The sequence below is a fragment of the Paraburkholderia sp. BL6669N2 genome (assembly GCF_003387275.1).
Taxonomy (GTDB): Bacteria; Pseudomonadota; Gammaproteobacteria; order Burkholderiales; family Burkholderiaceae; genus Paraburkholderia.
In genome coordinates this window covers 887,267-907,733 of the sequence record NZ_QUNA01000002.1, presented here as the reverse complement: position 1 = coordinate 907,733, position 20,467 = coordinate 887,267, and the positions used below count along the sequence as shown (strand labels likewise).

The window sequence follows — 20,467 nt, the reverse complement described above, 5'->3', positions numbered from 1 at the left end:
GGAGTTACTCCTTACTTTGATTGATGAGTCCACCATCGTGGGACATGCGCTTCGATATTCCGGTATTGGCAGGCTGCGGCGATTCGCTCGTTTGAATGAGCCTAAAAAACCTCATCCGCGATTTCTCCGGGTTGACCAGATAAAGGCCGATCAATCCGGATAACACGAGCAGCGCTCCCAATAGCTCAAATCCTTGCTCGAAGCCCGCGGCGGGACTCAGCGCATCATTGATAACGAAACCCATGACTGCCGGGGCTACCAGGCCGGCCACGGTACCGACCGAGTTGTGTATCCCGAGTAGCGCCCCTCGTTGTCGCGTCGGTACGATTTCACCCAGCATCAGCGGACCGAGCCATCCAATGAGCTGAATCATCGCGCTGCCAGCAGCAAGGCACGCGACCTTCGCTCCCGGACTCCCGATTGAGCCGATACTCCAGAAAATTGCGCCAGCCATGACGATCGGGCCGCCAGCCAGCACTCCTCTTGCCACTCTGGACGACACACCGCTAGCGAGCAGTTTTTTTGAAACCCATGACAGCGCAATCGCAACCGGAATCTGCGCAGTCACGATCATCGAAAACAGCCACCCCGTAGTTGTCGCCGAATAGCCCAAGCCCAAGCGCAGATAGGCCGGAATCCACGTGAAGCAGAGCGCCACCACGGCGAATGCAGCGAACCACAAGATGAAATTACCGACGACTGTGGGATCGGTCAACAGCGTTCCGTAAGGCACGGTTTCTTGATGGTCTTCCTTCTGCGTTGCTCCATCGGCGTCGACGGTTCCTTCTTTCCCCAACAACAACCACAGCACGATCCACACGATGCCTATCACACCAAGCGCGAGAAATGCCGAGTGCCAACCGTAACGTACGATAAAGAACGTCAAGATCGGTCCGGCCAACATCATGCCGACAAAGGGTCCTTGAGCAATGATCGCATTAGGAACACTTCGCTCGCGATCATCGAACCATTTGTAGCAGGCATGCAACGCAACCGGATAGGCCGGACCTTCACCCACCCCAAGCAATATCCGACACGTAATTAACATGGGCAGGCTCACGCTGCCCACCATGGGAAATTGCACGATGGCCCATGTCGCGGCCAGAAAGACCAGGATCCATTGTGTCTTCACACGATTGGCGACGAATCCGAATACGACTCCTGAAACGGAGTACAACAAGAAGAAACTGCTGCCGACTAACCCAAACTGCCTGGGCGTCAGCGACAAATCGTGCATGACGGACACGGCTACTAATCCGATGACCGCTTTGTCGGCATAGTTAATGACCATAAATAGGAACAGCAGGGCCACCACGACCCAAGCCCGCCACTTATCGTTGAATGAAAACATGTCTCCGCCCATTATTTATGTGATTACGATGATTCAATCACTCAAAATTGCGTCGTTTTTCTATTATTTAGACCAATAACCAAAGCGGTGCGCTTTCTTCTTCAGCCCGCGCTGCTACCCAGCGAAATACACATTCCGCAGGACAACTTACACGTCATGTCGTGGTCCACGTACGGACCCACTCCTGGTCCAGCGAGCAGAATTTCGTTTCCCTGAAGAATTCATCCACTCTCGTTCTCCACGCGAGCACCGACCCGATTGATCAGTACACGCCATCAAGGCACGTGATCAGCATAGTATAAGCAAATTTTAATTATTGCAAATTGCAATTAATTGATGCCGACGGACTGGTGGACCACAGCGCTTCTCGGCCGTGAAGGGATGCGGCCAGATCGGCCTTAGTGATAGCGCCTGGCGCCTATTCGGAGGGGGACGATGCAAGTCAAGGTGGCGGAACACCATGCACTTGATGCAGATGCGAAACCTCAGCAGGAATGCCAAAACCTGTTCCTGCGCGTAGTTCGCTGAGACATTCGCGGTTACTGACGCCACCCGTGGTCGGGTCGGCAAGGCCCATTCAGACGTCGCCGGGCCGCTGTGCCACAAGAAGTGGTGAACCTATGAGCTCAATACCCAGTTCGTCGGAGCAATCGAATCAGGTTCAGGAAGCCCGGCAGACTCGAATTCTGCTCACTCTTCCGGTACACACAATACACGCTGCTAGTGGGCTTCGGCTTGATTGCTTTCAGAAAAGAGACCTCCGGCAGATGAATGCTCATGGCCGAGATCGGTACGAGTGCCAGACCAATCCCGGCAGAGACAAGGGCCAGACAAGCCATCAAATCTTCGGTTTCCTTGACAATATTGGGGGTGAACCCGGTCTCTTCGCAAAACCGTAGCACCTCGTCAGCGAAGCTCGGCCTCGACATGGCGGGGAAAACCACCATGGGTTCATCGCGCAACGCAGTCATTGGCAATCCCGTCCGCCTGGCAATTGGATTCGACGACGCAACGGCGAGAACAACCGGTTCGCACACCACCTCTTCACACTCGACATCCGGTTCCTTGGGGTATTGCCTGCTGAAACCGATGTCTAGCCACCCCTCACGGAGCGCACGAATCTGGCGGTCCTTCGGCAGATTGTGAAGATCCACGGTGACCTGCGGCTGCAACTTTCCGAATTCCGTGATCAATTTCGGTAACACGCGAAAGATCGTCGAGCCATAGTACGCGATCTGCAGGTGGCCCAGCTCGCCCCGGGCTGCCCTACGAGAACGCTCGACCGCGTCGTTGACGGCACGCAGTGCTCTTCGCGCGTCGTCCAGGAACGCTGCTCCCGCATCAGTCAACTCCACGCCCCTAGCCGTTCGCGCGAATAACTGTGCGCCTACCTGCTCCTCCAGCTGTCCGATCATCCGGGAAAGCGGGGGTTGCGAAATGTGGAGGCGCGCCGCGGCACGTCGGAAACTATGTTCCTCCGCGACTGCCACGAAGTAGCGAAGATGTCGAAGTTCCAATCTGAGTCCTTGACAGCACGTAGGGGCGATACCTTTTAGGTCTTGGCGATTTCAAAAACAGTATTGGAAGATAGCACCGGTTCTCCCTATAGTCGAGGCGAATTATGAAGCGAACGATTATCAATATCCCCGCCCCTCAGCTATAAGGAAACCGGCATGTCGACCCGCTCCGCAGTAGTGATCCACGATATTCTGAAATCTGTCCGTGAGGCGCTGTGGCATCACGACGTGACTTTTGAAGAGTACCGTGCCGCAGTAGGCTTTCTGAGGAAATACGCTCAGAGCGCGGAGTTTGAAATTCCGCTTACATGCGACATGCTGTTCAACGCAACCATCTCGGACATCGAGATGAAGCATCGAAAGGGTTCGGTCAGCAATCTTGAAGGGCCGTATTTCCTCGAAGCCGCACCAACGATCACGGACCGCATCAGTACGCGTGACGAGGAGGGTGACGAACTGATCATCGAGGGCCAGGTAAGAGATCTGTCGGGGAACCCCATTGAAGGTGCTGAGTTGTACATCTGGCACTCCGATTCGCAGGGGCTTTACAGCGGCTTCAGCGGTGATTTTCCGATCGACCTCTACCGTGGCAAGAAAATAATCGGTCCAACAGGTGAGTACAGTGTGCGCACGACGATGCCTGCTCCTTACATGATCCCGCACGACGGACCTAGCGGCGAACTTCTTGGTTTCATGGGACGCCACCCCTGGAGACCCGCCCACGTGCATTTCAAAGTGCGTGCACAGGGCTTTCTTGAATTCACCACTCAAGCTTACTTCGCCGGTGGCGACTGGGTCGACAGCGACTGCGTTGAAGGCGTCCGTGCCCCTCTCGTGCACGATCCGGAAATTCGCGGGAACGCCAAGGTGCTCAAAATGGACTTCGTGCTCGATCCAGCGTAACCAGCCTCAGACGCGGTACGACTACGAACGGCGGACATTACTGTTCTCCGTAAGCCGGGAGCCCCACATTGGCTCCCGCACCGCCCGTTCGCGTCACGCGTTGTGCGCCAACTGGAGGCTGAATTTCAGCAGCGCCCACGGGAACGCTGATCAATGAGTCCTTTGCGCGCGCCGCTAGCGAACCGGTATTTGGCTTCCAGCATCATCAGATATGCGGGTAGCTGTAGCCTCCCTACCAAAGCGGTCCATGCGGGAGGAAAGTGAATAAAAAAATTGAGAGTTTTGCTGGCGCGATTGTGACGGCGGTGCAAGAAATTGCGCGTGTCGAGAATATCTGCGTCTTTATTGAGCTTGCGCTTGCGCGGAGGGGAGCATACACATGAAGATCGATTCGATCGAGGCAGTGATCGTAGATGTGCCGACCAGGCGGCCGATCCAGATGTCGATCACTACGGTGCAACGACAAAGCTACGTCATTGTTCGGGTTTTTTCTGAAGGACTCGTTGGTACCGGCGAAGGAGGAAGCGTTGGTGGTCCTGTCTGGAGTTCGGAGTGTGCCGAGACGATCAAAATTATCGTCGATCAGTATCTCGCACCTCATCTGCTTGGAACCGACGCGTTCAACATTTCCAGTGCGCTGCAAACCATGTCGCGCGCCGTCACCGGAAATGCCTCCGCAAAAGCCGCGGTCGAAATGGCACTCCTCGACCTGAAAGCGCGAGCATTGAACGTATCCATCTCCGAGATACTTGGCGGCCGGCTGCGCAGTTCGATTCCGATTACATGGACTTTGGCAAGCGGCGATACCCAGCGCGATATCGATTCTGCTGTCGAGATGATTGAAAGCAGACGACACAATCGTTTCAAGGTCAAGCTTGGCTTCAGATCACCAACGGAAGATCTCATCCATATGGAGGCGTTGTCAAATAGCCTCGGATCAAAGGCTTATCTTCGCGTCGACGTGAATCAGGCGTGGGACGAACAGGTAGCGTCGGTATACATCCCGGAACTGGAATCGCTCGGGGTGGAACTCGTCGAACAGCCGGTCGCTCGCGACAATCCGCATGCTTTGAGACGGCTCTCCCACAATAACCGGGTAGCTATCATGGCCGATGAGAGTCTAAGTACATTGGCCTCGGCATTCGACCTCGCACGCGACCGCAGTGTCGACGTCTTTTCGTTAAAGCTTTGCAATATGGGCGGAATTTCGGCGACGCAAAAGGTCGCTGCGATCGCAGAAGCCAGTGGAATTGCTTCGTATGGCGGAACGATGCTTGACTCGACGATCGGCACTTCGGTTGCACTTCAACTCTATTCGACGGTTCAATCGCTTCCGTTCGGTTGCGAACTGATCGGACCGTTCGTTTTGGCGGACACGCTAAGCCATGAATCGCTCGAGATCCGGGACTATGAACTGCAAGTTCCCTCGGGCATTGGTCACGGTATGACGCTTGACGATGACAAGATGCGCCAGTACGCACGTGTTAGCTAGGCCGTTCACGCACCACAAGCTGCGGGCCAAAATATGGAATATCGCAAGGGAGACTCAATATGTTAACTGACGGCGTCAAGATCACCTCGAGTTCGGGTGAGGCGATTGGTGCTTACCTCGCAAAACCGGCGATCGCTTCTGCACCAATCGTCGTGATCGCACAAGAGATCTTCGGGATCACGCCTTTCATCAAAGGGGTCGTGGACTGGCTCGTTGACGCAGGTTTTGGATGTGTGTGTCCTGACCTGTACTGGAGACAGGCGCCGAATATCGAACTTGATGCGAACATACCATCGGAGCGGGAACAGGCGCTTACCTTGTTTCGCAACTTCGACATGGAAGCAGGGGTTGATGACCTTAAATGCACCATCGAATACGCGCGTGCGCTACCTTTCTCGAATGGTCGTGTCGCTGTAGTCGGATACTGCCTGGGGGGTGCACTGGCGTTTGATGTAGCCGCGCTATCGTTGGCCGATTGCGCAGTTGGCTATTACGGCGTGGGGCTTGAAAAAAAGATCTCACGTGTGCCGGCCATTTCACGACCAGCGATGTTTCATATGGGCACTCAGGATCACTATGTTACGGCGGAATCCTCCAGCACCCTCGACGAACACTTTGGAAAGAATAAGAATGTAAGCCTGCACTGGTATTCAGCGGGACATTCATTTGTACGATCGTCCAGTCCGAATTTCGACCAAGCGGCAACAACTTTGGCGAATGCCCGGACGCTCGAACTACTTGCTACGCTGAAAGACGCGACGTGACGAGGTTCAGGTTTGAGTACATGAGCCCATGAATTATTTCCGGCGAAGGTACTGTGTCTGCAGTGCCTGACGAAACGGAGCGCTTTGACCGCGCGTAAAATCGTCAGGTACTGCTTCTGCATTTCGAAAGCGGTCCGGGGCGCAACGTCAACGAGGCGCAACGCCCTCATACGCGTCCCGGAGAAGAGCGAAGATGGCCTCGCGTTCTACTGGTCGCGGATTCCAGTAGGAGTTGGCAATTGCGATGTCAGCGGCCTTTTCCACGTCTTCCGCCCGCATCCCGATGTCTTTGAGCGCCGTGGGTGCGCCGTTTTTCTTTGCCAACTGATACAGCCCCACCGCGGCATCTTCGGAACCCAGCGCGCGAGCAATCCGCTTCATTGCCTCGGGAGCCGCGTCGCGGTTGTACGCGAGAGCATGTGACAACACAATGGTGTGTGTCTGCGCGTGCGGCAAGTTGAAGCTCCCACCCAGTGTGTGGCAAAGCTTGTGATGCAAAGCCATGCCAACGCTGCCGAGCACGGTTCCGCATAACCATGCGCCATAGAGTGCATGCGAGCGGGCTTCGATGTCCGCCGGCTCTGCGACAATCCCAGGAATTGCGCGAACGAGCGCCGCGATGCCCTCCTCTGCCATCAAACTCGTGACTGGATTCGCATCCTTCGAGTAGAGCCCTTCCGCGGCGTGCGCGATTGCGTTGATACCGCTGGTGACCGACATCTCGACCGGAAGGCTCGTCGTCAAGGTCGGGTCGTATATGACGGTCTTCGGAAGCACCCGCAGGTCGACTCCCGTGCGCTTCAGCCCTGCTTCAGTGATTCCAAAAATCGGCGTCATCTCGCTGCCGGCATATGTGGTCGGGATCGCGAGAATGGGAAGGTCTGATTCGAGCGCAATGGCCTTACCGAGGCCGACAGTCGAGCCGCCACCGACAGCGATAGCGCAATCGGCATGCAACTCGCGAGCAAGCGCTCGTGCTTCCTTGGCCAATTCCACCGGAACATGCATGACCGCCCGGTCAAACACTGCCGCAGCACGGCTGCCCAACCGGGCCGCCACGGCTTCGCCAGTTTGCTTCTGTTCCGCGCTACAGAGAATGAGCGCGCGTTCCGACTTCAGATTCAGAACTTCCCGCTCGAGATGCCCCAGGCTGCCGGGGCCGAAAATTACCCGGCCAGCCCGAGCCTGGTAGACGAAGTCAAGCTTTTGCATGAGCGCACTCCCTGATTTGTTCTGTATTGCCTGAAGCTTCGATGGCGTAGTCCACCTGGAAGCGAGCCGTACGCAAGTCACCGAGTTCCTTGCGCACCCGCAGATGCTCGGGGTGCAAGGTATAAGCCTCCAGTGCTTCGGTGGACTCGAACTCGGAGACGAGCACCACGTCGCAGGCGTAGTCGACTTTGCTAGAGTCCAAGCCCACTTCGATGTACTTCATGCCCGGAATCAGACCGCGCAACCCCTCGAAGCCGGCCTTTACCCGATGAGATGCCGTGGCGCGCTCGGCCGGCGTGTCACCACGCATGCGCCACATCACGATATGTCGAATCACGTTTGTGTCTCCTGTTAATTCAGAGCAAAGTCATGGGAGTGACGAACGCACACCAGCGACAACATCAGGAGTCTTGCCTTTTTCCATCGACGCAATGACGCTTGCGTGATGGTGTCTTGGCTGATGTTGCGCATTGCTTGTCCCCGTCCCTCTCCCCAGCGCATTGCAGACTCCCGAAGTTACTGGTTCACTCCATGCAGAAAAATGCCCCTCGAGGAAAGCACATTTCCACCTGGTGGAAAACTCCGTGGCTACAAGATGTGACTTCTTCATTCGCGCATGATGTGCGCGCGGCATGGGCTTGCTACCGTCATCCAGCGCTTTTCCAGATGCAGACGCTTCACACGCTCGATGAGAAATTCGGTGAAAACCCTGATCTTCGCCGGCTGATAACGTCTGCTCTGATAAGCCAGGTTGATGGTCAGTGTCGGCAATTGCCAATCCTCCAGAACGGGAATCAGCCGTCCGGAGATAACGTCATCGTGAATGATATAGAGCGGTTGAATCACAATACCCAGGCCGGCACGGCCGGCGGCCACGATGACTTGACCTTCGTTCGAGTCGAGCGCGCTCGTTATTGCGATATGGCGCTGCTCGTCGCCCTGCCGCAAATGTAGGAGATACGGGTCCGCCGCGAGGTTGTAGACAAGCATGCGGTGCTTCGCGACGTCTTCCGGCGCCGTCGGCCGGCCGTATTCCGCAAGATACGAGGGCGACGCAGCCAGGACTCGTCGAGTTTCAGCGAGACGCCGCACGGTAATCCCCGAATCTTCTTCGTGCTCTTTCGTACGGATCGCGATGTCGATACCGGCCTCAATGAAGTTCCGGTATTCATTCGCGGTTGTAATCTGAACCGAGAGGTTTGGGTATCGCTGGAGAAACTCGGGAAGCGCGGGAGCGATGTGCATGGCGGCAAACGATGCTGAGCTTGTGATTCTCAGAACGCCACGCGGACTGACCGCTTCCTCCGACACGATTAATTCGGCTTCCGCCAATTCCGACAGAATAGAACTGCACCGGCGGTGATACTCCTCTCCTACTGCCGTCAGCCACAATCGTCGCGTCGTTCGCTCAATTAGCCGTGCACCGAGCTGGTCCTCAAGCGCGTTGAGCGAGCGGCTGGCCGCGGCGTTCGACATCTCCAGTTTCGCGGCTGCCTTCGAAAGGCTCCCAAGGTCCGCGGTCAAAACAAACAGCTTGATTTGCGCCCAACGGTCCATCGTTCGCTCCTGCCTTCCCGGGCGCTGCAGCGTCAGCTGAGCTTAGCTAATAACGCCGGATCTTTCGACGGACCTTAACAATCCTTAGGAATCCGGTTTGCAGACCTCGTTTAACTACGCTTATCGACACAATCGACCCCGCTCATTTTACGACGCAAACCACGGCCTCGACACTTATCAGGTCGGCACGCATATGGCGAAAGTTTCCTGGCAGTAACGTTACCGCACAGCCACTTAACCGGCGAGGACCTGAACACCTGCTCTCGCGATCAGCGCATCCTGATCTGGCTTCACGCCCGACACCCCGACCGCACCGACCACCTGGCCGTCGACGATTAGCGGCACGCCGCCTTCCAGCGTGCCTTGCAGCGGCGCGCTGAGGAAGGCGGTGCGGCCGTTGTTGATCATGTCTTCATAGAGCTTGGTCTCGCGACGGCCGATCGCCGCGGTGCGGGCCTTTTCCGTCGCGATGTATGAGCTGGCCGGCGCGCTGCCATCCAGCCGCAGCAGTCCGAGCGGGTGGCCGCCGTCGTCGACCACTACAATCGCGACCGCCCACTGATGCTTCTCGGCTTCCGCGCGCGCGGCTTCGAGGATGCGGGTTGTTTCAGCAACGGTCAACACGGCTTTGCTCAGCATAATGAATCTCCAGTCTCTGTTATGGAAACGATGCGTCTAAAAGTTCGATCCAATGACGCACTGGCGTGCGCCCGGCACTGTCCAGATACGTCTGGCAGCCAATGTTGGCCGTAACGATCAGTGCCGGCTTGCCGCTTTCCAGTGCATCAAGCCGATTGTTGCGCAATCTTTCCGCCAGCTCGGGCTGAGTGATCGAATACGTGCCCGCCGACCCACAGCACAGGTGAGCATCGGGCACAGCGGTCAGATCGAAGCCGAGCCGTTGCAGGATCGACTCGACCGCGCCGCCCAGTTTCTGCGCGTGCTGCAACGTACATGGGCAGTGAAACGCGATTCGCCGTTGCGCCTGTCCAGGCAAACTCTCGGGCAACGTCGCCGGAAGGCTCGTTGGCAGAGTCACCGGCGAATTCGCCTGCAACCGATCGAGCGGCTCGCCAGCCAATACTTCGACGAGATCCCGCGCCAGTTCGCTGACACGCTGCGCTTTCGACGCATAGCGCGGGTCGCCGCGCAACAGATGCCCATACTCCTTGACGAACGCACCGCAACCGCTCGCCGTTTGCACGATCGCTTCAGCGCCGGCCTCGATGGCGGGCCACCACGCGTCGATATTGCGCCGTGCGCGCACCAAGCCTGCTTCCTGCGCATTCAGGTGATAGTCCGTCGCGCCGCAGCAGCCGGCCCGCTCTGCATCGACGATGCTGATGCCGAGCCGGTCGAGGACGCGCGCGGCGGCCGCGTTGGTGTTCGGTGACAGCGCGGGTTGCACGCAGCCCTCGAGCATCAGCATCGTGCGCGGATGCCTCGGCGCCGGCCGGGCTTTCGGTGAAGCGCCACGCCTGGGGATCTTCCGGCCAAGCGCAGCGGGAAGAATCGGCCGCAGTGCACGCCCGGCTTTCAGCAGCGCATCGAACACCGCCGGATGCGGGATCGCGCGGCGCAAACCCTCGCGCAGCATCCGTTCGGCCGCAGGCCGCGGAACCCGCCGCTCCAGTTCCGCGCGGCCGATGTCGAGCAGCGCGTGATAGTTGACACCGGACGGACAGGTGGTTTCACAGTTGCGGCAGGTGAGACAGCGGTCGAGGTGCAATTGGGTCTTCTGCGTGACCGCCTCGCCTTCGAGCATCTGCTTGATCAGATAGATGCGCCCACGCGGGCCGTCGAGTTCGTTGCCAAGCAGTTGATAAGTCGGGCAGGTCGCGTTGCAGAAGCCGCAGTGCACGCATGAGCGCAGTATCTGTTCGGCTTCGTCCGCGCGCGACAAGGTCCTGGCGGCGTCGCTGAGATTGGTTTGCATGCTGATGTTCCCTTCAATGGATCGCCTTCAAAATTCAGAGCCCGGCGTACAGGCGGCCGGGATTGAAGAGACCGCGCGGATCAAGTTGCTGCTTCAGTTGCCGATGAAAGCGCAGCAACGCGGGCGGCAGCGGCGTGAACGGCTCGGTGTCCGCATGCGGCGTGAAGCAGGTCGCATGTCCCCCCGCGGCATGCGCGATCTGGCGGATCGTCGCGGCCGGCGCATCGCTTTTCAGCCAGCGTTGCGCGCCGGCCCAGTCGAGCAGCGTGTCGCCCGGCAAGTCGAACAACGGCGAAGCGTTCGGCAACGACAGACGCCACAGCGGGCGCGTGTCGTCGAAAAATGCCAGCCGGTGCTCGCGCAGGTCGTCCCAGAAGCGCGGGTCGAGTTCGGTGCCGCCGATGCGATCCAGCGCCGACGCGACCGATCCCATGCCGCCTTCGAGCCGCACATGCAGGCGGCCGTCGACGTGACACGCGGCGCTCACCGGCAGCACCGCGCGGCGCCACGCCGAAAGTTCGCGCATTGCTTCAGCCGCGTCGAGTTCAAGCGCGACGCTTGCAAGTGCACGCGGTTTGGGCAGCACCTTCAGCGACACTTCCGTGATCAAGCCGAGGCAGCCGAAGCTGCCCGCCAGCAAACGCGACACGTCATAGCCGGCCACGTTCTTCATCACCTCGCCGCCGAAGCGCAGATGCTTCGCCTGGCCCGTGATCACGCGGCAGCCGAGCACGAAGTCGCGCACCGAGCCGGCCCACGGCCGGCGTGGTCCGGCGAGACCCGTGGCCACCATGCCGCCGATCGTGGCGGCCGCGCCGAAGGCCGGCGGCTCGCACGGCAGCATCTGTTCGGCGGCGTCGAGAGTCGCGTTCAGCTCGGTGAGCGGCGTGCCGGCGCGCACGGTAATCACCAGTTCGGTCGGGTCGTAACTGACCACGCCCCGATGAGAGCGCGTGTCGAGCGACGCGCCTTGTGCGGGACGGCCGAGGAACGCCTTGCTATTGCCGCCGCGAATCGCGAGTGGCGTTCCGCTCGCGAGCGCTTGCGAGACTTCGGCGACGAGCCGTTCGCTATCGTCCATCGAGACAGGTTCGACGCGCATCAGAAACGCTCCAGTTCGGGAAAAGGCAACGCGCCGTGGTGAACATGCATCGAACCGAATTCGGCGCAGCGGTGCAGGGTCGGCACGTTCTTGCCGGGATTGAGCAGTCCGGCCGGATCGAACGCAGCTTTCAGTGCGTGAAAGAAGCTCAATTCGTCGCTGTTGAATTGCGCGCACATCTGGTTGATCTTTTCGCGGCCCACGCCGTGTTCGCCGGTGATGCTGCCGCCCACCGCCACGCACAGTTCGAGAATGCGGGCACCAAGCGCTTCGGCGCGTTCGGTCTCGCCGGTTGCATTCGCATCGAACAGGATCAGCGGGTGCATGTTGCCGTCGCCAGCGTGAAACACGTTGGCGACTTTCAGTCCGTATTCGTTCGACAACGCTTCGATACCCTTGAGCACGCGCGGCAATTCGCGGCGCGGAATGGTACCGTCCATGCAGTAGTAGTCGGGCGAGATGCGGCCCACTGCCGGGAAGGCGTTCTTGCGGCCGGCCCAGAAACGCTGGCGTTCGGCTTCGTCTCGGGCGACCCGGATCTCGGTCGCGCCCGCGTCGCGCAGCAGCGCTTCGACACATTTAACGTCTTCCTGTACGTCGCTTTCGACGCCGTCGATTTCACACAGCAGGATCGCCGCGGCATCGACCGGATAGCCTGCGTGGATGAAATCTTCCGCCGCGCGAATCGCGAGGTTGTCCATCATCTCCAGGCCGCCCGGAATCACGCCCGCACCGATGATTCTCGCGACCGCCGCGCCGGCCCTCTCGACGTCGTCGAAACTGGCGAGCAGTACCTTCGCGCTCGGCGGTTTGCTAAGCAGCTTAACGGTGACTTCGGTAACGATGCCGAGCATGCCTTCCGAGCCGGTGAACAGCGCGAGATAGTCGAAGCCGGGGGCGTCGAGTGCATCCGAGCCGAGCGTGATGCGCTCGCCGTCGATGGTGAGGATTTCCAGCTTGAGGATATTGTTGACCGTCAGTCCGTACTTCAGGCAGTGCACGCCGCCCGCGTTCTCCGCAACGTTGCCGCCAATCGAGCAAGCGATCTGCGACGACGGGTCCGGCGCGTAGTACAGGCCGTGAGGCGCTGCAGCCTGCGAGATGGCGACGTTGCGCACGCCGGGTTGCACGCGGGCGGTACAGGCTTCGGGATCGACGTCGAGAATCCGGTTGAAGCGCGCCATCACCAGCAGGATGCCTTTGTCGAGCGGCAGCGCGCCGCCTGACAAACCGGTGCCGGCGCCCCGCGCGACTACCGGAATCTTTGACGCGTTCGCGTATTCCAGCAGTGCCTCGACTTGTTCGACCTTGTCGGGCAAAGCGACCAGCATCGGCGTCGCACGATAAGCAGCAAGGCCATCGCATTCGAATGGCCGCAAATCTTCCTGCTCGTGCAGCAGTTGCAACTCGGGGATCAATGCCCGCAACTGCGCGACGACAGTGGCTTTGTCGTGCGTCGCGAGCGGGCCGTCGACGCTCTCGTCGTAGTGATAGCTCATGGGAAGTCTCCTGGCGTCGCGCCTGACCCGTAAGCCGGTGGAAATACACCGTGCGAACAGGTCAGGATCGTGTCTCCGGGGGAATTGTTGTCGTTAGGCCTATGAATGTCGATGGCCATCTCAAGTGGTCATACCAGTTTTTGACGAGATGTCGTCCAGCCTATTTCGGCAATAATGGTTACCTGTATCGCTTGTGTTAAAAATCCCAATGCGACGCGTGATAGTATTTTCAACTGGTCACACCAGTTGGAATAAGCGATGCAGATAACGGATCCGGACAACCCCAGGCAGGTTGCCGACGTGGTCGCCGAGCGAATCGAGCGGCTGATCGTCGACGGCGTGCTGAAAACCGGGCAAGCGTTGCCGTCCGAGCGGCGCCTCACCGACAAGCTCGGCGTATCGCGCACGGCGCTGCGCGAAGGGCTTAAGCTGTTGCGCGCGCGCGGCATCATCGAGACCTCGCATGGCAGGGGCTCGTTCGTCGCAAGCCTGACCGCGCAACCCACGCTCACGCCGCTGATGCATCTGCTCGGCTCGCAGCCGCGCACGCTCTACGATCTGCTTGAAGTGCGCGGGATGCTGGAAGCGGAATCCGCGCGGCTCGCGGCGCTGCGCGGCACACCCGCTGACTTCGTGCTGATCACGCGCCGCTACGAGGAGATGGTCTCGGCGCACGGCGAGGAAACAAGCGCATCGACTCACGCGCGGCTCGATCACGCATTTCACCTCGCAATTTGCGAGGCTTCACATAACCCGGTGCTAGCGCATACGCTGAGTTCGCTGACCGATCTCCTGTTGAGTTCGGTGTTTGCGTCGGTCAACAATCTGTATCACCGTGAGCCGCAAAAGCGCGTAATTGATCGTCAGCATGCGCGGCTCTATAACGCCGTCACCGGCAAACTGCCCGAGCAGGCACGCAAGGCGGCGGCCGAGCATATTGAAAGCGTCTGCGCAAATTTGCGCGAAATTGAACAGGAAGGACAACGGCTCGTACGCGCTACGTTGCGGCTGGAAGGCTGGTAGTGAATCGTGTATTAGCGCTGATTTTAGGTCCAATGCGGGAGATAAACGCAGGCCGAGCCGCCATCTCTCTCGACGACCGACCGTCGTTGGCAATCTGCTTAAGATAGGACAGACAATACCCGCTTCTTTTGCAGACATCCGCTAGTGTCCCGAGTTAGAAATTCGTAGACAAAATCGTTCGGCACGGGCAGGACCTGGTCGGACGACTTGGTCCAGATGCAAGGCCTCGATTTGCGTCGTATATGCAGAAGCAGATTAAAGAAAGCCGAGCCATGCGACTGCGAGCGAAGCTACTTGGGAAGTCGTTTTAACTACGTTCAATCCCGATTGCGAGCGAGAGTTACGCAGCGCTCTTCGACGGCGTTCGACGTCGAGCGTTTTCGGGAAACCATTGCATCGGAAGCCGTTGGGCAAGTGACGTCTATGAAGATAAGTTTGATTATCTTGCCGTGAGGAAACTTCTCAATCACCTGACAGCGGGCGCCCCGCCTCCTTCAACGGCGGAATTGAGCTGCCCGTGCACGAGGAACAATCCGCATTGCCGAACGCAGTCGTTCAGCGCGTCATTGCGCCAGTCAACCGAAGCACCGTCCAAGGCGCAGCGAACTTCTGCGGCGAGCCGGGGGCCGGATCAAGGTCAACCACCATCGAGACGGTGCTAAGCGCCTCGCGGTATTCCTCGTCGTTTTCGATGCGATGCGCGGTCATGGCTCGCCCTTGGTGGAAACTGGTCGAACAAAAATTTGGCCGCACTGCGCGTGAAGTCCGGCAGGAGATCCGCGCGATGGGGATTCCGGCCCGGCTTGCGAAGCCGCTGGGCGCGGAAGTGGATGGGGATGCGCTCGAGATCACACGGCGCTATGTGGATGACCGCGGCGTGGTTTTTGAAGCGGCGGCGAGTGTTTACCCGGCTAATCGGTTTACTTACGCGTTGCAGTTGCGGCGGTGAGACGACCTCTGTTGCGCGCGCGTCGCACTCGCAGCAGACCGCAATCGATCCACTACGAGCCTCACGCTGCGCATTGTGGTGGAAACGCGCCTCAGAAAATCTGCTTGATCCCGGCGGTCACACCTAACTGGTTGCCGCCCGCAACGGGATTGCCGCCAGGGGCGCCGGCGCTGACCGAAATATTGAGTTGCCCGCTGTTCTCGACGTAGCCCGCAGTCAGATACACCGATGTGCGCTTCGAGAGCAGGTAGGTTGCGCGCACTGCGCCGAGCCACGCCTTGTCGTCACTGTGGCGATAGTCCAGGTAATAGCCTTCGGCGGTGAGGTTGATATCCGGGCGAACATCGTACGAGACACCCAGATAATACTGGTTGCTACGCGGCGTGGCACTCGCACGGTTGCGGCGTGCAAGGACACCGGCGCCAAGCTTGGTGCTATCCGCGATAACGTAGCCGCTCAGCAATGCGCGGTCGTCCCTCAGATTGCTACGGGACAGGCCTGCGAAAGCGCCGGGGCCGCCGCTTAACGAGTCGTACGCGGCGTTCACGCCCCACCAGCTTGTCTCGTACATCACCATTGCGGACCATTCGCGGCATTGGCGCGAGTCCGCTGGATTCTGGCCGGGACAGTTCGTCGCCGAGGGGTTCGGCACGGCGACCGCTGTCGCGTCGCGACCGAAGCTATAGGTGGAGCCGACCGTCAGACCGCCGAACTTGCCCTTGTAGGAAATCGAATTGTCCGCGCGAGCATTGGCGGGATAACTGTCCATCAAACCGTACACATTGGGACCGAGAAGGTCCGTGTTCAGCATGGCCCACAGCAGCATTGTGTACTGTCTACCCAAGCCGATTTGCCCCCACGCAGTGGACTGAAGGCCGACCCAGGCCTGGCGACCAAACAGACGCCCGCCCTGATTCAACACGCCCGTTCCCGGCGCAAAACCGGATTCCAGCACAACGACTGTACTGAGCCCTCCACCCAGATCTTCCGTGCCGCGAACACCCCAGCGCGACGGCACGGTGCCCGATATGCTCAGCATGCGCGTGACCGTACTGCTTTGTGGGCCGACCTTGTTCAGAAACTCCACGCCCGCATCGACGATGCCATATAACGTGACGGACGATTGCGCCCATGCAATCGGCGCAGACAATGCCGCGATGGCGGCAACTGCCACCTTCAAATGCAGTTTGCTCATTTTGCTTTGTCTCATAGTTGTTAAAATAAAACGATGTGAGCTCGCAAGGTGCGCGATTCGTGAAGGCGAGCGCGGACCCCAGGCGGAATTAATCGCCCGGAAAATTTTTAAATCGTGACAAGCGCAAAGCGGCCGTCCGACGATCCATCCGTCAGATTGCCTGCTATAAAGAAGGCCGCCGGCGCATCCGGCGAGGTCGTCGCCATCGCGACAAGTTGAAAAACCGCGCGCGCATCTTGCGTGGCGTTACCGCCAGCAGGCCAAGCATCGCGGCAACGAGAACGGCTGGTCCGACGTACCAGCGTTCGCGCGCGCGTGCTTGCCCGGACAGCGACGTGGCGACAAAATCCTCACCGCGCGCCATTTCATTGAAAGCTTGCTGGAACGCGCCCATGCGCCGCACCTCATCATCCGAAAGTGGCTGGCTTTGCGGACGCGTTTGTCGTTCCAGCAGCGTGAATTGCATTGCCTGAGCCTGGCGCGTACTGACGGCCTTCATGGCATCCGCATAAACTGCCCGCTCACCGGGCGTCATGATCGTCTCGGGACCCATGCCGCTTGCCCACTCCAGCACGTCGAGCAGAGGCTGATCCGCAGTCGGCATCGACATGAACCAGATCATGCCTGCGCAGACAATGGTTAGAACGATTGCGGATACACCTTGAAAAAAGGCACAAAACCGCGCTTTGCGCGCCGCCCCTGACACCGACACGAACGCTCGCAGAACCATCGCGCTCGCGAGCGTCAATGAAAATGCGAGGACCATCGCGGCACCGGCAGGCAGATCGAATCCAAACGACGCGGCAAGACCGACCGCACTCGCCACCGCCCCGCCAAACCAGCCGATCAGAAGTGCGCCAACGAAGCGGCGCGTGAACAGGGACCCGATAATCGCGGGAACGATCAGAAAGCAGAAGACGAGAAGCACGCCCGCCGTTGCCACCGAACTCGTGACCACCGCGCCGAAGGACAGATAGAACAGGAAATCCCAGATCCATGCGCTGTGTTTATGAGCGGCTTGCGGTGATCCCGCGGCCGCTTCGGTCGCCATTCGAAAAGGGCCGCGCGCGAGCCAGTGAAAAACTCCGATCGCACCATACAGCATGATGAACTTGGGCAGGTCATCCACCGAAACGGTCAGAATGCTGCCGACCAATATCTGTTTTACGTGCTCCGCGCCCTGCGGGGAACGATCGACGACGAGGATGGTTGCCGCCGTAGCAACGACATACAGAATGCCGATATATGCCTCAGTGTGAACGACCTTCGGCAGACCCCTGCCGACGGTGAGCAATCCCGCGCCGATGGCGGAAAAGAGAAACGTGTAGATGAGACCGGACATGCTTGTCGGCACATGTCCGACGGCGAAAGCGATCGTAGCGCCGAGCGCGGACATCTGGGCCAACGCGAGGTCGACGAAAATGACACCACGTCTTAACACATGCAGTCCGAAATTGGCATGAATGGCGACGAACAGCATGCTCGCCGCGAACGGAGGGGCAAGTAGCACGAAGATGTCGTACAGGGAAATCGTCACGTTCAGTTCACCGTGCGGACGATGCGAGCGCGTGCGTGAGCACGTCGACGTTGTAATCCATCATGCCCAGATAATCCGCGGCCTGGGGCAGGCTCCCAACCGAAGCCGCCAACGTGACGACAGGTACACCTGTGCGCGCGGACAGCATGTCCGAAAAGCGCGTGGGTTCGTATGGCGTTTGCAGGATCGCACGCGCACCGCGGCGCTGGGCCTGCGCGAGCAACGCAGTTAAATGCGCAGCGCTCGGCGGCACCCCTTCTTTCGTTTCGATGAAGCCGACCATGTCCAGCTGAAAGCGGCGCGCGAAATACGGCCAACCGTTGTGATAAGCCAGCAGGGCAGTTCCGCGATAGGGCGACAACTGCCTCGACCACACCGCAAGACGCTCGTGCAGCTTCGCGAGAAAGCGGTTGCGGTTCGCCTCAATGGTATCGCGCGCATTGGGATCGAGTCGGATGATGCCTGCCGCTATGTTCGCCGTGATCGTTTCCGCATTCACCGGGTCGAGCCAGTAATGCGGGTTGGCGATGCCATGCCCGTGACCGTCGTCCGGAACGAGCGGGTTGAGGCCGCCCACTTCCAGCAGCGGTATGCCCGCCGAAGCATCGATCGAACGCGGACCGCCCTGCTGCAGTTCAGGCCGTTGCAGCCGGTCCGTGAGCCTGTCGATCCAGAAGTCGTAACCTAGCCCGACACGAACGATCAGGTCCGCGTGAGCCAGTTTCGCGAAATCGCTAACGCGAGGCTCGAATGCCTCGGGATCGCCTGCCGGTGGAATGATGCTCTGCACGCGCACGAGATCGCCCCCCACCGCGCTGACGAGGCTCGCCACATCGCTCGTCGTCGCGACCACGGCAAGCTGCGCTGCCGCCGTCTGCGCATGCAGCAGCAAAGCGAGCAAGCCGAGCGTGAAAAAAGCCACTGCCGGACGCATCAGAACGGCGAACCTGCTCATGCTCACGCTCCCGTCCAATAGCTCTTCTTCATCAGGCAGTGCACTTCGCGTTCGGGCCTCGCGGGAGAGCCAAGCCGGCAGTCCATGGCGATGCTCGCGAGCGAATAAACATCGAGCCGTGTGAGGTGCCTTTCCGTGGTCAGCTTGTCGATCATCGCCAGCGACGCCGCATCCATCGCTTTGTTGAGATCCTTGTCGGCAGCGTAGGTGACGAAATAGTCCGTATTGTCTGTGGTGGGCAGTACAGGGGCGACCACATCCCCTGCTTTGGGAACCATGCAGTAGGTTCCCTTCAGAATATTGACCACTTCTGAAATGCGGCAATCCCACGTCGCCAGCATCCGCGCTCGCGCTGCCTCGGGTGATAGACGGTCTTGCTGGGCGATCATTTCGATCGTCTGCTGTTGCAGCAATTCGTATCCGACGTTGAGGTCGCGGTCGTAGCCAATGGCAATCCAATACGTCGGCGTTTCGATTCTGGGCCACTCCAGCTTGACGCCCTTCAGCACCGAAACCTTGAGAGGCAATTCCTTGAAAGCGGTTTCGAGCGCGGTCAGGTTGACTTCGCCATTGCCTTGCGCGGCGTGCGAATCCCCGGACCATAGCAGTCCGCCATCGACGAACACCGGCAGATACAGCGTGGTGCCCGACACCATTTCGTTGATGTCGAGATTGCCGCCGAACGGACCTGGAGGCACGGTGCCGAATCGGCCCGATTCGGCGCGCGCAACACTGACAATCCCCGGAAACGGCCGTAGCGGGACGAAGATACCTGGCGCAAACTCGAAGCGCTGTCTGGCCAGGTCCAGATAGAAGTACTTGAGCTGGCCTTGCGGGAACTGTTTTGGAAACGTACCTGCAAAACCGGGATAGTTGAAATTGAGGCCGTAAGCAGTCGGCACGATGTGGCCGATTTCAATCTTCAAGGTATCGCCGGGTTTCGCTCCTTCCACATACACCGGCCCCGTGAGCGAATGCACGCCACGGCCGGGCGCATCGATCTGTTCCTGCTTTGCGCGCGCCGTCATCTGTTCGATCGTCATATCCGGTACGATCTGCGCGTGACCGTGAATCAGCGTTTCCATGACAACCGTGTCCCCCGAATGAATCCGGAGAACGGGAGCCTGTGCATTGTCGTACCAGCCGAACTGAGTGGTAGCCGGTGTTGCCTCCAACCGTATCACTTTGCCGCTGCCGGATTTCGATGCGAGCGGTTTGCCGGCTTCCAGTACAGCGCGAGAAGTCGTGATCTGAGCGCCGGCGTACGGCGCGGCAATGCAGGCAACAGCCAGCAGCGCGGCCGACGAGATCGCCCGTCGGAGCGCACATGTCCGGTAATCCATCAACTGTCTCCGTTATTTGTCTGGCTTCAGCCAGTTTTCTTGCGGCGCATCTTTGGCGCTCGCTATAGAGGTCATCTACGTCAATCGCGCTGCGCACACCCGGTCGGACGTGATGCGAGGACCGGGAACGTG

General features: G+C 59.3%; 19 protein-coding genes. 6 read left to right on the top strand and 13 right to left on the bottom strand.

Going from position 1 to position 20,467, the window contains the following annotated elements; translation table 11 throughout:
- Nucleotides 1-4 precede the first annotated feature (4 nt).
- Both B0G80_RS26660 and B0G80_RS26655 read right to left on the bottom strand, forming a co-directional pair.
- Entirely contained in the window at nt 5-1,351 is a 1,347-nt protein-coding gene (locus B0G80_RS26660; RefSeq protein ID WP_116123723.1) for an MFS transporter, read from the bottom strand.
- A gap of 626 nt (nt 1,352-1,977) precedes the next feature.
- On the bottom strand, nt 1,978-2,868 hold the full coding sequence (locus B0G80_RS26655; protein ID WP_116120963.1) for a LysR substrate-binding domain-containing protein: 891 nt from the start codon (nt 2,866-2,868) through the stop codon (nt 1,978-1,980).
- 156 nt (nt 2,869-3,024) lie between these two features.
- Here B0G80_RS26655 and B0G80_RS26650 point away from each other — a divergent pair, with 156 nt between their 5' ends.
- The 4 genes from B0G80_RS26650 (at nt 3,025) to B0G80_RS26640 (ending at nt 6,027) form a co-directional block, all read left to right on the top strand.
- Complete coding sequence (locus B0G80_RS26650) at nt 3,025-3,771, top strand: dioxygenase (protein WP_116120961.1); 747 nt, start codon at nt 3,025-3,027, stop codon at nt 3,769-3,771.
- 260 nt (nt 3,772-4,031) lie between these two features.
- Nucleotides 4,032-4,154 (top strand): hypothetical protein, encoded by a 123-nt coding sequence (locus B0G80_RS47250; protein ID WP_258879049.1) that lies wholly within the window; start codon nt 4,032-4,034, stop codon nt 4,152-4,154.
- Nucleotides 4,151-5,263: a muconate cycloisomerase family protein gene (locus B0G80_RS26645; protein WP_116120959.1), complete on the top strand. Its 1,113-nt coding sequence runs from the start codon at nt 4,151-4,153 to the stop codon at nt 5,261-5,263. The genes B0G80_RS47250 and B0G80_RS26645 overlap by 4 nt, the downstream gene beginning before the upstream one ends.
- Nucleotides 5,264-5,322: 59 nt before the next feature.
- The gene (locus B0G80_RS26640) at nt 5,323-6,027 is read left to right on the top strand and encodes a dienelactone hydrolase family protein (RefSeq protein ID WP_116120957.1); all 705 of its coding nucleotides are present in this window, start codon (nt 5,323-5,325) and stop codon (nt 6,025-6,027) included.
- 147 nt (nt 6,028-6,174) lie between these two features.
- Here B0G80_RS26640 and B0G80_RS26635 read toward each other — a convergent pair whose 3' ends face one another.
- The 7 genes from B0G80_RS26635 to glcD all read right to left on the bottom strand — a co-directional run bounded on the left by B0G80_RS26635 (nt 6,175) and on the right by glcD (nt 13,333).
- Nucleotides 6,175-7,239: a maleylacetate reductase gene (locus tag B0G80_RS26635; RefSeq protein ID WP_116120956.1), complete on the bottom strand. Its 1,065-nt coding sequence runs from the start codon at nt 7,237-7,239 to the stop codon at nt 6,175-6,177.
- Entirely contained in the window at nt 7,226-7,576 is a 351-nt protein-coding gene (locus B0G80_RS26630) for a Dabb family protein (RefSeq protein WP_220377497.1), read from the bottom strand. The genes B0G80_RS26635 and B0G80_RS26630 overlap by 14 nt, the downstream gene beginning before the upstream one ends.
- 269 nt (nt 7,577-7,845) lie before the next feature.
- Entirely contained in the window at nt 7,846-8,796 is a 951-nt protein-coding gene (locus B0G80_RS26625) for a LysR family transcriptional regulator (RefSeq protein ID WP_116120952.1), read from the bottom strand.
- A gap of 234 nt (nt 8,797-9,030) precedes the next feature.
- On the bottom strand, nt 9,031-9,435 hold the full coding sequence (locus tag B0G80_RS26620) for a heme-binding protein (RefSeq protein ID WP_116120950.1): 405 nt from the start codon (nt 9,433-9,435) through the stop codon (nt 9,031-9,033).
- Nucleotides 9,436-9,454: 19 nt separating this feature from the next.
- Nucleotides 9,455-10,732 (bottom strand): glycolate oxidase subunit GlcF, encoded by a 1,278-nt coding sequence (gene glcF / locus B0G80_RS26615; RefSeq protein ID WP_116120948.1) that lies wholly within the window; start codon nt 10,730-10,732, stop codon nt 9,455-9,457.
- A gap of 34 nt (nt 10,733-10,766) precedes the next feature.
- On the bottom strand, nt 10,767-11,834 hold the full coding sequence (glcE, locus tag B0G80_RS26610; RefSeq protein ID WP_116120946.1) for a glycolate oxidase subunit GlcE: 1,068 nt from the start codon (nt 11,832-11,834) through the stop codon (nt 10,767-10,769).
- Nucleotides 11,834-13,333, bottom strand: a complete 1,500-nt coding sequence (glcD, locus tag B0G80_RS26605; protein WP_116120945.1) for a glycolate oxidase subunit GlcD — start codon at nt 13,331-13,333, stop codon at nt 11,834-11,836. The genes glcE and glcD overlap by 1 nt, the downstream gene beginning before the upstream one ends.
- A 258-nt stretch (nt 13,334-13,591) precedes the next feature.
- Here glcD and glcC point away from each other — a divergent pair, with 258 nt between their 5' ends.
- Entirely contained in the window at nt 13,592-14,356 is a 765-nt protein-coding gene (gene glcC, locus B0G80_RS26600; protein WP_116120943.1) for a transcriptional regulator GlcC, read from the top strand.
- Nucleotides 14,357-14,894: 538 nt separating this feature from the next.
- A complete protein-coding gene (locus B0G80_RS26595) occupies nt 14,895-15,305 on the top strand; it encodes a UTRA domain-containing protein (protein WP_220377496.1) in 411 nt (136 codons plus the stop codon).
- A 91-nt stretch (nt 15,306-15,396) separates the two neighbouring features.
- Here the strand turns inward: B0G80_RS26595 and B0G80_RS26590 are convergent, their stop codons facing one another.
- The 4 genes from B0G80_RS26590 to B0G80_RS26575 form a co-directional block, all read right to left on the bottom strand.
- Nucleotides 15,397-16,500 carry a porin gene (locus tag B0G80_RS26590; protein WP_116120938.1) on the bottom strand — a complete coding sequence of 368 codons (1,104 nt, stop codon included), beginning with the start codon at nt 16,498-16,500 and terminating at the stop codon, nt 15,397-15,399.
- A 163-nt stretch (nt 16,501-16,663) separates the two neighbouring features.
- A complete protein-coding gene (locus B0G80_RS26585; protein ID WP_116120937.1) occupies nt 16,664-18,037 on the bottom strand; it encodes a metal ABC transporter permease in 1,374 nt (457 codons plus the stop codon).
- Nucleotides 18,038-18,044: 7 nt separating this feature from the next.
- Nucleotides 18,045-18,992, bottom strand: coding sequence for a metal ABC transporter substrate-binding protein (locus B0G80_RS26580; RefSeq protein ID WP_116120935.1), 948 nt, complete (start codon nt 18,990-18,992; stop codon nt 18,045-18,047).
- Between the two features lie 2 nt (nt 18,993-18,994).
- On the bottom strand, nt 18,995-20,335 hold the full coding sequence (locus B0G80_RS26575; protein WP_116120933.1) for an acetamidase/formamidase family protein: 1,341 nt from the start codon (nt 20,333-20,335) through the stop codon (nt 18,995-18,997).
- Between the last annotated feature and the right edge of the window lie 132 nt (nt 20,336-20,467).

Bases quoted from the DNA above. Each gene is read 5' to 3' on its own strand.
- B0G80_RS26645 (WP_116120959.1), top strand. From the start codon at position 4,151: ATGAAGATCGATTCGATCGAGGCAGTGATCGTAGATGTGCCGACCAGG.
- B0G80_RS26660 (WP_116123723.1), bottom strand. From the start codon at position 1,351: ATGTTTTCATTCAACGATAAGTGGCGGGCTTGGGTCGTGGTGGCCCTG.
- glcC (WP_116120943.1), top strand. From the start codon at position 13,592: ATGCAGATAACGGATCCGGACAACCCCAGGCAGGTTGCCGACGTGGTC.
- B0G80_RS26640 (WP_116120957.1), top strand. From the start codon at position 5,323: ATGTTAACTGACGGCGTCAAGATCACCTCGAGTTCGGGTGAGGCGATT.
- glcF (WP_116120948.1), bottom strand. From the start codon at position 10,732: ATGCAAACCAATCTCAGCGACGCCGCCAGGACCTTGTCGCGCGCGGAC.
- glcE (WP_116120946.1), bottom strand. From the start codon at position 11,834: ATGCGCGTCGAACCTGTCTCGATGGACGATAGCGAACGGCTCGTCGCC.
- glcD (WP_116120945.1), bottom strand. From the start codon at position 13,333: ATGAGCTATCACTACGACGAGAGCGTCGACGGCCCGCTCGCGACGCAC.
- B0G80_RS26575 (WP_116120933.1), bottom strand. From the start codon at position 20,335: ATGGATTACCGGACATGTGCGCTCCGACGGGCGATCTCGTCGGCCGCG.
- B0G80_RS26625 (WP_116120952.1), bottom strand. From the start codon at position 8,796: ATGGACCGTTGGGCGCAAATCAAGCTGTTTGTTTTGACCGCGGACCTT.
- B0G80_RS26580 (WP_116120935.1), bottom strand. From the start codon at position 18,992: ATGAGCAGGTTCGCCGTTCTGATGCGTCCGGCAGTGGCTTTTTTCACG.
- B0G80_RS26635 (WP_116120956.1), bottom strand. From the start codon at position 7,239: ATGCAAAAGCTTGACTTCGTCTACCAGGCTCGGGCTGGCCGGGTAATT.
- B0G80_RS26620 (WP_116120950.1), bottom strand. From the start codon at position 9,435: ATGCTGAGCAAAGCCGTGTTGACCGTTGCTGAAACAACCCGCATCCTC.
- B0G80_RS26650 (WP_116120961.1), top strand. From the start codon at position 3,025: ATGTCGACCCGCTCCGCAGTAGTGATCCACGATATTCTGAAATCTGTC.
- B0G80_RS26590 (WP_116120938.1), bottom strand. From the start codon at position 16,500: ATGAGCAAACTGCATTTGAAGGTGGCAGTTGCCGCCATCGCGGCATTG.